At 61.6% G+C, this 13500-nt stretch carries 12 protein-coding genes; 8 read left to right on the top strand and 4 right to left on the bottom strand.

Going from position 1 to position 13500, the window contains the following annotated elements; translation table 11 throughout:
- Positions 1-50 precede the first annotated feature (50 nt).
- From ugpA to AC4P1R_RS24480, 4 genes are all read left to right on the top strand, one after another.
- A complete protein-coding gene (gene ugpA / locus AC4P1R_RS24495) occupies positions 51-932 on the top strand; it encodes a sn-glycerol-3-phosphate ABC transporter permease UgpA (RefSeq protein WP_069459380.1) in 882 nt (293 codons plus the stop codon).
- Positions 933-940: 8 nt separating this feature from the next.
- Positions 941-1789, top strand: coding sequence for a sn-glycerol-3-phosphate ABC transporter permease UgpE (gene ugpE, locus AC4P1R_RS24490; RefSeq protein WP_069459392.1), 849 nt, complete (start codon positions 941-943; stop codon positions 1787-1789).
- Entirely contained in the window at positions 1789-2838 is a 1050-nt protein-coding gene (locus tag AC4P1R_RS24485) for a sn-glycerol-3-phosphate import ATP-binding protein UgpC (RefSeq protein ID WP_151613052.1), read from the top strand. Before ugpE ends, AC4P1R_RS24485 begins: the two co-directional genes overlap by 1 nt.
- Before the next feature lie 196 nt (positions 2839-3034).
- Positions 3035-3970 (top strand): sensor domain-containing diguanylate cyclase, encoded by a 936-nt coding sequence (locus AC4P1R_RS24480; protein ID WP_069459378.1) that lies wholly within the window; start codon positions 3035-3037, stop codon positions 3968-3970.
- A 27-nt stretch (positions 3971-3997) separates the two neighbouring features.
- On the opposite strand, the gene AC4P1R_RS24475 is transcribed toward AC4P1R_RS24480, so the two are convergent.
- The 4 genes from AC4P1R_RS24475 to AC4P1R_RS24460 form a co-directional block, all read right to left on the bottom strand.
- Positions 3998-4714 (bottom strand): methyltransferase domain-containing protein, encoded by a 717-nt coding sequence (locus AC4P1R_RS24475; RefSeq protein WP_273361015.1) that lies wholly within the window; start codon positions 4712-4714, stop codon positions 3998-4000.
- A 34-nt stretch (positions 4715-4748) separates the two neighbouring features.
- Positions 4749-6536, bottom strand: coding sequence for an SLC13 family permease (locus AC4P1R_RS24470; protein ID WP_151613049.1), 1788 nt, complete (start codon positions 6534-6536; stop codon positions 4749-4751).
- A gap of 150 nt (positions 6537-6686) precedes the next feature.
- Positions 6687-7388, bottom strand: coding sequence for a response regulator (locus tag AC4P1R_RS24465; protein ID WP_492178131.1), 702 nt, complete (start codon positions 7386-7388; stop codon positions 6687-6689).
- A complete protein-coding gene (locus AC4P1R_RS24460) occupies positions 7385-8935 on the bottom strand; it encodes a sensor histidine kinase (RefSeq protein WP_492178130.1) in 1551 nt (516 codons plus the stop codon). Before AC4P1R_RS24460 ends, AC4P1R_RS24465 begins: the two co-directional genes overlap by 4 nt.
- Before the next feature lie 868 nt (positions 8936-9803).
- On the opposite strand from AC4P1R_RS24460, the gene AC4P1R_RS24455 reads away from it, so the two are divergent.
- The 4 genes from AC4P1R_RS24455 (at position 9804) to AC4P1R_RS24440 (ending at position 13462) form a co-directional block, all read left to right on the top strand.
- Positions 9804-10214, top strand: a complete 411-nt coding sequence (locus tag AC4P1R_RS24455; RefSeq protein ID WP_492178129.1) for a hypothetical protein — start codon at positions 9804-9806, stop codon at positions 10212-10214.
- Between the two features lie 211 nt (positions 10215-10425).
- Positions 10426-11505: an efflux RND transporter periplasmic adaptor subunit gene (locus AC4P1R_RS24450; protein ID WP_492178128.1), complete on the top strand. Its 1080-nt coding sequence runs from the start codon at positions 10426-10428 to the stop codon at positions 11503-11505.
- The gene (locus AC4P1R_RS24445) at positions 11505-12233 is read left to right on the top strand and encodes an ABC transporter ATP-binding protein (protein ID WP_492178127.1); all 729 of its coding nucleotides are present in this window, start codon (positions 11505-11507) and stop codon (positions 12231-12233) included. Before AC4P1R_RS24450 ends, AC4P1R_RS24445 begins: the two co-directional genes overlap by 1 nt.
- Positions 12230-13462 (top strand): ABC transporter permease, encoded by a 1233-nt coding sequence (locus AC4P1R_RS24440; RefSeq protein ID WP_492178126.1) that lies wholly within the window; start codon positions 12230-12232, stop codon positions 13460-13462. Before AC4P1R_RS24445 ends, AC4P1R_RS24440 begins: the two co-directional genes overlap by 4 nt.
- The last annotated feature ends 38 nt before the right edge of the window (positions 13463-13500 follow it).

Raw genomic sequence — 13500 nt, 5'->3', positions numbered from 1 at the left:
GATCATGGCCGGTTCGCGATCGCGAGCCGGCCAACGTTCTGGAGATTGCTTTGCAGCGAGTCACTTTCCCCAACAGGATCCTTCCCTATCTCCTCGTCGCCCCACAGATCGTACTGACGATCGTCTTCTTCTTCTGGCCGGCCAGCCAGGCCCTCTACCAGTCGGTCATGCGCGAGGATCCCTTCGGCCTGAAGAGCGGCTTCGTCGGGATTGCCAATTTCAGCACGGTGCTCTCGGACCCGAGCTATCTGAACTCGCTGAAGGTCACGGTGATCTTCAGTCTGCTGACGGCGCTGGTGTCGATGGGAGCCGCCCTGCTCCTGGCGACAGCCGCCGATCGGGTCGTGCGCGGCCAGACCTTCTACCGGACCCTGCTGATCTGGCCCTATGCCGTTGCGCCGGCGGTCGCCGGCATGCTGTGGCTATTCATGTTCAGTCCGGCGATGGGGACCTTTGCCTTTCTATTGCGGCGAAACGGCTTTCACTGGGACCCGCTGCTCAACGGCAATCACGCCATGACGCTGATCGTCATTGCCGCGGCCTGGAAGCAGATCAGCTACAATTTCATCTTCTTCGTTGCCGGTCTTCAGGCCATCCCGAGATCCCTGATCGAGGCCGCGGCGATAGACGGCGCGCGCGGAACGCGGCGCTTCTGGACGATCGTGTTTCCCCTGCTCGCACCGACCACGTTCTTCCTGCTGGTGGTCAATACCGTCTACGCCTTTTTCGATACGTTCGGCATCATCCACTCGGTCACCGGAGGCGGTCCGGCAAAGGCGACGGAAACCCTCGTCTACAAGGTCTATAATGACGGTTTCGTCAATCTGAACCTCGGCTCGTCGGCCGCGCAGTCGGTCATCCTAATGGCGATCGTTGTCGCCCTCACCGCGTTCCAGTTCCGCTTCGTGGAACGCCGGGTCCACTATGGTTGATGTCGCCGATGATTGAAAAGCGCCCCATCTCCAACCTGATCGGACACTTGATGCTGATTATCGGCATCATCGTCGTCGTCTTTCCGATCTACTACACCTTTGTTGCCTCGAGCATGACGTCAGCCGAGATCGTCCGGCCGCCGATGCCACTTGCCCCGGGCGGGCGTCTGACGGAGAACTATGGCGAATCTCTTTCGGGCGGCGTCGAACGCGTGGTCGGTGTCAGCCTTGAGCGGCTTCTGTTCAATACCTTCGTCGTCGCCATAGCGATCGCGGTCGGCAAGATCGTCATTTCCTTTCTCTCGGCCTTCGCGATTGTGTTCTTCCGGTTTCCGCTGCGCATGGCTTTCTTCTGGATGATCTTCATCACCCTCATGCTGCCGGTGGAGGTCCGGATTCTGCCAACCTATAAGGTGATCGTCGATCTCGGACTGATCGATACCTATGCCGGGCTCACGCTGCCCTTGATGGCGTCGGCAACGGCGACCTTCCTCTTCCGGCAGTTTTTCCTGACAATTCCGGGCGAACTCGTGGAGGCCGCCCGCATCGACAATGCTGGGCCCCTCCGCTTCATGCGCGATATCCTGCTGCCGCTTTCGAAGACCAACATCGCCGCCCTGTTCGTCATCCTCTTCATCTATGGCTGGACCCAATATCTCTGGCCGCTCCTGGTCACCAACGACAGCCGGATGAATACCATCATCATCGGCCTCAGGAAGATGGTGGACTTCGCGGATGCATCCACCCCCTGGAACTACGTCATGGTGACCGCAATCCTTGCAATCATCCCCCCGGTCATGGTGGTGGTGGTGATGCAGCGGTGGTTCGTCAAAGGCCTGGTTGAGACGGAGAAATAATGGCAACGATCACTCTCAATGAGGTTCGGAAAACCTATCACGGCAATATCGACGCCATTCGTGGCGTTTCGCTCGACATCGCCGACGGCGAGTTCATCGTCCTCGTGGGGCCCTCCGGCTGCGGGAAATCGACGCTGCTCAGGATGATCGCCGGGCTGGAGAGCATCACATCCGGCGAGATCGCGATCGGGAACCGCGTCGTCAATGCGCTGGAGCCTTCCGAGCGCGACATAGCCATGGTTTTCCAGAACTACGCCCTATATCCGCACATGACCGTCCGGCAGAATCTTGCCTATGGGCTGAAGAACCGGAACACACCGAAAGAGGAAATTGAGAGTCGGATTGCCAAGGCGGCGCAGTCGCTGGAGATCGAGGCCTTTCTGGATCGCAAGCCGCGGCAGCTTTCCGGTGGTCAGCGCCAGCGCGTCGCCATGGGTCGGGCCATCGTTCGCGAACCGGCGGCATTCCTGTTCGACGAACCGCTCTCGAATCTCGACGCAAAACTCAGGGTCCAGATGCGCGTGGAAATCAAGCGCCTGCAGCGCACCCTCGGCACGACGAGCGTCTATGTCACCCACGACCAACTGGAAGCCATGACGCTTGCCGACCGGCTCGTCGTTCTGAACGGCGGCAGGATCGAACAGGTCGGCACGCCGATCGAGCTTTACGAGAAGCCGGCGACCGCTTTCGTCGCTACCTTCATCGGCTCGCCCTCAATGAATCTGCTCGAGATGGCCGACGACCATGTGGTCTGGTCGGCACCGGACGCTGTCGTCGGACGTCCCGACATTGCGACACTCGGCATTCGGCCGGAGGATATCACGCTCGCCGATGAGAGGGCGGGCGGCGACCATTTCCGGGGAAAGGTGCGCGTAGGGGCCGTCGAGCTCGTCGGCGCAGAGAGCTACGTTCACGGCACTCTGGCCAATGGCGAGCCACTCATTTTCCGCGTACCCGGCCGCTCGCGCATGGCCATAGACGATGAGGTCGAAGTCGTCGCAAGACCGGAAACCCTGCATGGTTTCGACAAGCAAGGCCGGCGGCTGTAGTTTGCAGCCGGATGGCATCGCCGCACATTGGCAAACACCAAACAAACGAACCGGCTCCGCTCGGAATTCCGCACGCTATGAGGGCATTCCTTCCGCACATTACAGCCGTTTTCTCGACATGATGATGGTGCAGACAGCCCTGAAGTCTCGCCGCCAGTCTAACGCTTGCATAACGAAGATCGGTTAAAGTCGGGCCATGGAGAAGGACATCAGCCGGCTATACGAATTGTTCGAGTCTTCCCCTGTCCTCGTCGCCGCCTATGACGAGTTCGACAGGCTGCGCTACGCCAATCCGGCCTTTCGCTCGGCCTACTTCATCGAGCCGGACGAGACGCCGCTCTGGCCGGACCTGATGCGGCGGAATTTCCATGAGCGCCGCGGCACCGTGATCAATGCGACCGATTTCGAAGAGTGGCTGCGATCCACGCAGTCGCGCCGCGGCAAGGTTGGCTTCAGGGCTATGGAAACCGATCTTCACGACGGCCGGTGGCTATGGATGACCGAAACGATGCGGAAGGACGGCTGGATGCTGTGCGTCGCCACCGACGTGACCGGCCTCAAGGCGAAGACCCGGGCGGTCCGGCAGGACCGGGACCTGGCGATCAAGGCCTCCTATACCGACGAACTCACCGGGGTCGCCAACCGCCGCTTCGTGACCGCCCGGGTCGAGGACATGTTGCAGCCCCAAGGTAGCAAGGAGGCGTCTTTCGGTTGCCTCTGCGTTCTCGACATCGACCGCTTCAAGTCCATCAACGATCAGTTCGGCCATCAGGTCGGCGATGTGGTGCTGCGGGATTTCGCGAAGCGGATCCACGACCTGGTCCGGCGCACGGACTGCTTCGGTCGGGTCGGCGGCGAGGAGTTCGTGCTCACCCTTCCCGCCACCTCGCTCGAGCAGGCGCAGTTGATCGTCGAAAGGATGCTCGCCTCCGTGCGTATGTCCAGGCCTCTGCAGGAGCATCCGGACTTTCGCTACACCTTCTCTGCCGGCATCGCCTCGGCCCGGGCGAGCGATACCGCCCTTAGCCTCTATGCCCGCGCCGACGCCGCTCTCTACCGGGCGAAGCTTGCGGGCCGCGATCGAATTCATTTGGAGGAGTCGTCGTCCGATCGCTCGGCCCTCGCCGGCTGAGCCACCCGGAACGACAAAAGCCGAGAATCAGTTCCGATTGTCGGACCGATGCGCTGATTGGAGAGAAGGGCCGGAAAAGAGCTCCACGTCCTTTCCCAGCCGATCGACGATCCATCGATAGGGTTCCGCCGACCTCGGCAGCAGGAACGCGCCGGTTGCCTCGCCCGTGACCGGATCGGTTCCGCGATAGGCCAAGACCGGCTGCCGCGGGATGTAGCGAGCGAAGCGGAGGGCCACGTCTCGACCGTAGACACGCCAGTGACCATGCTTTTCCGGTTTGGGAAAGCCCCAATCCCGCGTCACCTCCTCGGCAAACGGATCCGGAATATTGAGATAGACGAAACCGCGCGGGGAGGTGATCCGTAACAGCTCGCAGAGCGCCGCCCGGTCGTTGCCGACATGCTCGAGGACATGCGAGCAGCCGACGTAGTCATAAGCGCCGTCGGGGCGGTCGATCTGTTGGATGTCGATCCCATCCGGGGGGCCATAGACCGACAGTTCGAAGGAGCCGAACCATGCCGGATCGACCGTTGGATCGGGACTGAACTGGATTGCCGACCAGCCGGCGAAACGTGCGGGGCCGAGCCTGTCAAACAGGACGCGGGCTGCACGGTGGCGTTCCAGCGATTTGCATCCGCTGCAGCGGGGCAGGACGCCGGTTAGGGCCATGCGGCCGCGCGGCCCCGGCTCGAAGCTCGTGCCGCCGCAGATTGGACAGCGTGGGTGCCGCTCGGCTTCCGTCATGTCTTCTCTCATCGGTCCTTCACGGTTTCCTTCGTCACAGCGGCCAGAAGATCGGGATCACGATCGTTGCCGTCACCCACATCACCAGGTTCAACGGGACCCCGATCCGGAGGAAATCGGCGAACCGATACCCGCCGGCATTGTAGACGAAGGTGTTCGTCTGATAACCGATTGGGGTGGCAAAGCTGGCGCTTGCCGCAAACATGACCGCCACGACGAAAGGTCTGGGATCGACGCCGAGCGCTTGGGCAAGCCCCACCGCTATCGGCGTCAGCAAGATCGCGGCCGCGTTGTTGCTCATCATCTCGGTCAGAAGCGACGTGATCAGGTAGACCGCCGAAAGAACCGCAAGCGGTCCGAAAGAGCTGATGAGACCGGCAAAGGCATCGACGACGAGACGTGCGGCACCCGTTCGCTCCATCGCGATGCCAAGAGCCAGCATACCGAAGATCAGGAACAGGATGTTCCAGCGGATCGAGGTATAGGCGTCCTCGGCCTCGAGGCATCCGAAAGCCACGACGATGATCGCCGCCATCAGGGCGAGCGCAGCGATTGGAAGGACCTCGAAAGCCGCCAGCCCCATCACCAGCAGGACGGCGCCGATCGCGATGGGAGCCTTGTTGCGCCTGAGCGGCTTCTCACTCGGCTGGATGAGGTTGACCAGTTCCCGATAGTCGAACATTCGGCGCATGCTCTCAGCCGGCCCTTCGAGCAGGATCGTATCGCCCATCTGCAGCCGTACGTCGTTGAAGTTTCCCCTGATGTTTTCGCCCTGGCGATGCAAGGCAAGCACGTAGGCGCCATAAAGGCGCCGCAGGTTGAGGTCAGCTGCTCGGCGGCCGATAAAGCGTGATTGCGGCCCCACCACGCCTTCCATGACGACGGTTTCCTGGGTACCGATCGGTTCCACGGCATGGATCGCACCACCGCCAAAGGCGACGTCACTTGCTTCGCGCAGGGCGAGCATGTCGCCGATCTTGCTGCGCACCACGACCCGATCGCCCGCTTTCAGCTCGACAGTGTCGAGGCTCCAGCGGTAGGAAACGTCGTTTCGCACCAGGTCGACGACCCGAAAGCCACGCTCCGCCGTGAATCCGGCCTCTTTCAGCTTCTTCCCGGTGAGCGTCGACCCGACCGGCACGAGCACTTCGGCCAGGAACTTCCGATCCTCCGATTTTGGAAGCAGCGCGGCGAGGCTGTCGCGGTCCGGCAGGAGCCATCGCCCGGCAACAACCAGGTAGACGACACCGACGACGGCCATGATGAGGCCGGCGGCCGTGATTTCAAACATCCCGAAAGGTGCGAGCCCCTGCTTCTGCGCGACGCCGTCGACGAGGATGTTCGTCGACGTGCCGATAAGAGTCGTCGTGCCTCCGAAGATGCTGGCGAAAGACAGCGGAATCAGGAACTTGGAGGCGGGCAGCTGGACCGTGGTAGCCAGACCGATCACCACCGGGGTGAGAATGACGACAACAGGCGTGTTGTTGATGAAGGCGGACATGAGCATTACGCTCACCATCATCGTCCCGAGTGCCACCAGCGGCGACCACTTTGCCGCACGGGAGACGACGCGTCCCAAACCGTCGATGACGCCGGTCCTCTCCAAGGCCGCACTGAGGACGAACATGGCCCCGACCGTCACCGGCGCGCTGTTGCCGAAAACGCCCAGGATGTCGTCAGTGTTGAGAATGCCGAGCGCGAGTAAGAGAGCCACAGCGCTCATCGCGACCACGTCGGGCGGCACCAACTCCCGGATAAAGCCGAAGAACACCACGGCGACGAGGACCAGGACGATAGCGATCTGTACCGAGTTCCAATCCATCTTTCCCAACACGAGTTGTCGAAGTTGCTGGAAACGCACCCATCCTTTTTTAACGTAGCGTATGTGACGGTGCCAGCATATGGGAGGGGCGCAGGCTGGGGACGAAAATGAATTGGTTTTCCGACGCCAGGTCGCGTCGATAGGTCCCGGTCAGCCGTCCGAAAGCGGCCGGGATGGATCGACGACGGGTGACAGCAATGTTCTCAGTGCCGACCGATCGGAGAGGCCAAGCTTCAGGAAGATGTTGTGGAGGTGGACCTTGACCGTTCCTTCGGTGATGTCCAGGGCTTTGGCAATCTCCTTATTGGACATGCGCTTCGCCGCCATCATGGCGATGTCCGTCTCCCTGCGGCTCAGCCGCGGAAGCAATTGATCCATTCTGTCGCGCTGTTGCCTTTGCCGATCGACCGCGGCCGCGATGCTTGCATCGGGAAAGCAGCGGCTCCCCGCCACCACCTTGCGGATGCAGTCGAGCAGGTGTTCGGGCGCGGATCGTTTGAACAGGATGCCGTCCACCCCGAGCGACACCGCGTCGGAAATCTCCTCGTCGTTCATTTCGGCCGTGAAAAGGATGACCCGCACCGGCAGGTTCCGACTTCGGACCTCTTCGAGAAATTTCAGTCCGGAAAGACCAGGCATCCTCATGTCGACCACCGCCACGTCCGGCGCCTCCTTCTCGAGGGCCGAAATGGCCGCCAGACCATCGCAGACGAAATGGATCGGTCGCAGCGTCTCGTCGGCGCCAACCAGCCCCTTCAGCGCATTGAGGACGAGTGGATGGTCGTCCGCAAACAGGATCGTCGTCGGCCGGCTGTCCGCCATTCTCCTCTTCTCCATAGCCGCTCCGCTCATTCCAGGGCTCCCCTGATCGTCACCGACAAGCCCCGAGGGGAATTGTCAAGCGAGAGCCGCCAGCCGAGTGCCTGCACGCGCCGACTGAGCGAGATCGACCCGATCTCCTCGGTAAGCACGGTTTCATATTCGAATATGCTCGCAGGCTCCTGGAGCCCCACCCCATCGTCCCGGATCGTCAACGTAAACAGCGTGCGCGTGCTTTCGAGGTGCACTTCAAAACGACTGGCGCGACCGTGCCGAACCCCATTGGCGATCGCCTCGGAGACCAGCATGAAAACACCTTTCATCGCCTTCTCCGACATAACGAGATCGAGAGGCGCAACCGAAAGGGCGATGCTGCAGGCCCATTGCGCCTGCAACTCCACAAGCAATTTCCTAAGACGCCCAGCAACGCGGCATGTCTTCTGCGCCGACCGCTCGCCGGTAGCCTCTCGTACGAGGGTTCTGAGCTTGTCCTGCTGCTCGCCGATAATGGCGCGTATCTGGGCGAGCCCCTCCGTTTCGCCCCCGCTCTTCTTCGGAAGCGAGGCCAATTGTATCGCCACGGCCGCCATGCTTTGCAGCAGGTCGTCGTGGATGTCCCGTGCCAGCTTTTCGCGTTCCTCGGCCTTCGCGGCCTCGATCAGCTGATGCCTCAAATCCTGCTCTGCGATTTCACAGCCGATGCGTGCTGCCGCGACGCCTGCCAGCGGCAGCAGGTCCTCTCCCGTTTCCTCGCAGTCGACGAAGAGCACAAAGCCTTCCGCCGAGCCGCCGGGAAGCGGAGCCATGACTATGCTTTCCGCCTTGCCACCAATGAGCCAGTCCGGCAGCTTCTGTGAGCCGCCGCGCCAGAATTCGGCACCGGTACGCACCTTTCCGTCCACAGCCGGCAGCTTGTTTGCGCTTTCGCTGTACTTGATGACACCACGGTCGAACTCAACGACCCTGAGGACCGACCCCGCTTCGTCCCGCCACACGGCCAGTGCCCGTGTAGCTCTGGTGATCGCGGCTGCCCGGCGCAGGACGGAGGCGATCGGCGTGTCACCCCCGAGCCAAGCCTGCGCCGACGATCCTGCCAGGCTGGCGACGTTGTGCCGCATGCGTTCGATAATGCCGCCGAAATAGGCGAACAGGACACCCGCCACGACCAAATAGATGCCGCGCATTACCACGCGGTTCAGGTCGTCCATCAGGTCCTCGGACGAGACAGCCAGGATGCCGTAAATGGCGACTGTCGCCATCGTCGTGAAAACGGCCCCGCGCCAGCCCCAGCGAATGGTCGCGGCAAACAGCGCAAAGGTGAGGAGTACGAAGAAAGGACTGGTCGGCCCATCGGTCAGGTGGAGCACCACGCCGAAGGTGAGAATGTCGATGCCATGGACCAGATGCGCGGCCGGGCGGCTCACCACAAATCGCTCCAGGATCACCGCCAGCGCGCCCGAATAGATGACGTAGGCCGCTAAAATGAAGTAGGCAAGCTCGCTGCTGCGGGCCGGCTGCGTCGGATCGACATAGATTGCCAGCAGCGCAAACATCGCCAGGACAAGGCGCGAGACGGCCACCAGTCTCCATGCACTAATTGCCTTCATCCGATGAGGCCAAGATGCCTGGTCAAAATATTTGTTCGCCGCTTCCGCATACGAAGCGCGCTCTATATTTTGCATATAGTTCATTTAAATCCCCCTACCCAGGCCAGAGCGGCCGGATGTTAATAGCTTTGATGAAAATTCCTGCTGAAATTATCCAGAAAAAACTGAAACTTGAACTTCGTGACGATCGCCAGAGCAAACCGATCGCCTTAAGTATTCTTCATTATTCCTACCTACAAAGGAGTAGAGAGCGCCTTAAACAGTTACAACTTGAGATTATATCTTCGCGGCATATGGAATCAACTGTTATTTCACAGCATATTTAACATCACAACGGTAAGGCCAGATCGCGGAAGAACAGTTGCAGCGCTTCTTCTATTCCCCCGGCGAAGCACCAGTGTCGCGCCGGCGCGGCACCGGTGCTTCGCCAGGCCGTAGATATCTCGCGAACGCCCGTGCTTGAAAGTGACGGCTCTTCGGCAATCGGGCGCGATCCGATGGCATCGGCATCGAACCGCAGTTTTTTAACGTTTGGTTAAGGGCAACACTGCGCTCATCGCACAGCCGTCCTGCTGACCGCCATTTTGCGACATACAATTGAAATAAATGCCATTTTTAAGTTTTCACTGCCTCTCCGGCCGCTTCTTCACGACGCCTGAACCCTGAGGAAATCGGCACATGGTTAAGGAATGGTATATCTCCGAGATATATTGAATTTCCCGCTCCGCGAGCACAGAGGTGTCTCAACACGGCAGCGGATGGGGCACTCAGGCCGTAGATGCTGTGGGGGCGCGGCGCCAATGCCGCGAGTGAGATGTACCGCATCGATAGGAGATATTTAATGCGTAAAATTGCGATTTTGACAGCTGCGACCGTGATGGGAATGACCTCGGGTGCTTTTGCTGCGGTCGTCGATGGCTCTGACATCTGCGGCGAACTGCCGAATGCAAAGTGGAGCTGGGCCATCAGCTACAGCCAACCCGTGATTTCGGGCGGCGAGCAGACCACGACGCTCGGTGACGTCAGCTACAACTCTGCAGGCAACGTCGGGAAGGCCGACGTGACGATCACTACCGCTCCGACGATCTCGACCGTCACGGTCGCCTGCACGGCTCTGAATCCGGCCGGAAAGGTCAATGCTGACCACTCGACGACAGTAGAGCAAGTCACGACCCTTGATCCGGGCGGCAGCAGCACCATGAATGAGGTCGTGTGCAATCCGGGCAGCAGCCTGCCGAACTGCCCGCTCTAAGGCGTGCTGATAGGGAGGCGGACAACGTCCCCCTCCCGCCTTTTACCGCGTGTGATGTGAATGCGTTCTGCGAGCACTTGGAAATAGGCCCGTGCAAAAGATCCGGTTTTGGTTGTTGTCATCGGCTGCCCTGGCACTCCTCTGCTGGTTCACGGTCGAGTGGGGGTTGGGGAATAGGCTGAATATTGCCGGAACTGGCGAGGCGCATGGCATGTCCAACGGGGCCAGCTACCGGATCGCCGCCGTCGAACGGCGCCAGATCGTCGAGAGCGTCCAGGTCACCGGTTCCGTCGTTCCCGTCGCGCTTGTTTCGGTCAGCTCCCAGGTCTCGGGACAGATCAAGGAAATCTATGCGGACTTCAATGGCGAGGTCAGTCGTGGCGACGCGATTGCGCTGATCGACCCGCTCTCCTTTGAAATCGCCGTCGAGCAGGCGGAAGCGCAGGTGGGCATTGCCAGGGCCGGAGTGCAGAAGGCCGAAGTGGCCCTGCGCGACGCGGAAGCCGATCTTGAACGCAAGCACGCGCTCGCCATAAATGGGACTGGCTCCAAGCTGGAGGAGAGCAAGGCCACGGCCGTGCGCGACCTCGCCTCTGCCGAACTCGACAACGCCACGCACGCCTTGCTCGGGGCCGAGGCCACGCTGAAGCAGGCGCGCGCCGATCTCGATCGTACCGTCATCCGCTCGCCGGTCGACGGCACGATCATTCAGCGCGGCATCGAAGTCGGCCAGACCGTGGCGGTCAGCCTTCAGGCCCCGGTTCTGTTCACGATCGCACAGAACCTCCGCGAGATGCAGGTCAATGCCTCGATCCCCGAGGCGGAAATCGGCCGCATCCGTGTGGGACAGCGGCTGGAGTTCACGGTGGATTCCTATCCCGGCAATGTCTTTCGCGGCGAAGTCGTCCAGATCCGAAAGCAGCCGCAGATGACCCAGAATGTGGTGACATATACGGTCGTTGCCAGCGCGCCGAATCTCGAACTTCGACTGCTGCCAGGGATGACCGCCACGGCCCGAATCATCATTGATGACAGTGGCGAGAAGCTCTCAGTGCCCACAGCGGCACTGCGTTTTCGCCCGCCCGGTGAACCGAGAAGCCTCGAAACCAGGATCTTCGTCGAGCGAGACGGCCTGCCGGTCGCGATTCATGTGCGCCCGGGTGCAACCGACAGCTCGTTCACGGCGATCACGAGCGATGGGCTCAAGGAGGGCGATAGGGCGATAACCGGATTGGCGATCGCAGGCGGACAGGCTGCGGTGTCCGGCCGGCCCCGCCAGCCCGAGATGTAATGATGCCGCTCATCCGCCTCGATCGGATCGGCAGGTGCTACGGCGGGAGTGACGCGCCCGTCCAGGCGCTAAGCGACGTCTCCCTCGAGATCGTCGCTGGCGACTCCGTCGCGATCATGGGACCCTCGGGGTCCGGAAAGTCGACGCTGCTTGGTATTCTGGGCTGTCTCGATACCCCGAGCAGTGGCAGCTACTTCCTGCGGGAGGAAGAGGTCGGCAGAATGTCGAAGCCGGAGCTCGCGGAGCTGCGCTGTCGCCGCTTCGGCTTCGTCTTCCAGAACTTCAACCTGCTGCCGCGGCTGACGGCGTTGGAAAACGTCGAATTGCCGCTCGCCTATGCCCGGCAACGGCCCGGCCTTCGGCGCGCGAAGGCCACCACCGCGCTGCGGCGCGTCGGACTGGCCGACCGAATGTCGCACTATCCGAACCAATTGTCCGGCGGGCAGCAGCAGCGTGTGGCAATTGCGCGGGCGCTCGTCAATGAACCGGACCTGATCCTCGCGGACGAGCCGACCGGCGCATTGGACACCATGACGGGCCGCGAAATACTTTCTCTTCTTGATGAGGTCAACGCCGCCGGCACGACCGTTGTCATCGTCACCCACGACCGCGACATTGCTGAAACGATGCGCCGTACGATCACCCTCACCGACGGCCGGATCACATCGGATCTACGAGCCGAACCCCACCCGGACAGCAAATCACCTATCTGGGCGGGTTTCCCATGAGAGCGCCGGATATCTTGCGTACCGCCGCGAGGGCTTTGCGCGGCAATCAACTGAGGAGCGCGCTCACCACGCTCGGGATCATTATCGGCGTGGCCTCGGTCGTGGTGATGGTTGCGGTCGGTACGGGAACGCAGGCGGCTATCAAGGACGAAATCGAGAAGCTCGGCGCGAGCGTCATCATGGTCATCCCGGGATCGGCCAATGCGGCGGGCGCCCGGCTCGGTGCCGGAACGCGTCCGACCCTCTCCGACGAGGACGCCGCGGCGATCAGGGGCGATGCGAGCGGCATCGTCGCGGCGGCTCCGAGCGTCGCCGGTGTCGCGCACTTGGCGACGGCGATCGACAATTGGTCGTCCGGCGTCTACGGCATCACCGAGGACTATTTCGTCGCTCGCGACTGGCAATTGGCTGCTGGTCGCCTGATCGACGATCAGGATGTCGCGACCGGAGCCAAGGTCGTGGTGCTCGGCGCTACCACAGCGGAAAAGGTCTTCGGCGGGACCGATCCGATTGGTCAGATGATCCGGGTTAATCAATTGCCCATGGAGGTGATCGGCTTGCTGGCACGGAAGGGGCAGACGATGGACGGCTCCGATCTCGACGACGTCGGCCTCGTCCCCCTGAGCACGGCGCGCGATCAGCTCTTCGGGCGCAGTACCGCGAAGGCACGCTCTGTATCGATGATCACCGTTAAAGCTGAAACCGAGCAACAAATAGAAGAAGCGATAGCCGAAGTCCGCGAGGTGCTGCGGTTTCAGCATCGCCTTACGCCCGGGCAAGCCGACGATTTCAGGATCAACAATGTGGCCGAGAGCGCGAGGCTCCAGGAAGAGTCATCCGCGGCCCTGACACAGCTCCTCGCCGCAATCGCCTCCATCTCGCTCCTCGTCGGCGGCATCGGCATCATGAACATAATGCTCGTTTCGGTGACCGAGCGTACCCGCGAGATCGGCGTCCGCATGGCGATCGGCGCGAGGCCCTCGACGGTCCTGGCTCAATTCCTCGCCGAGGCGACGATCCTTTCGGTCGCCGGCGGCATTGCCGGGGCCGCGGCGGGCTTCGCCGGCGCCATCGTCGCCGAATCCTATTTCGAGATGCGCGTCGAATTGACCGGTGAACCGGTCGTCCTCGCCTTTGTCTTTTCCGCGCTCGTTGGACTTGTCTTCGGCCTCTACCCGGCCATGCGCGCGGCGCAGAAGTCGCCCATGGAGGCCTTGCGCTACGAGTAATCCCGGCGCGGACCAGCCGCGCCGGGATCAGGAAATGG

It is taken from the genome of Sinorhizobium sp. Y406, from assembly GCF_058732025.1.
This window is presented reverse-complemented; position numbering and strand designations above follow the sequence as displayed.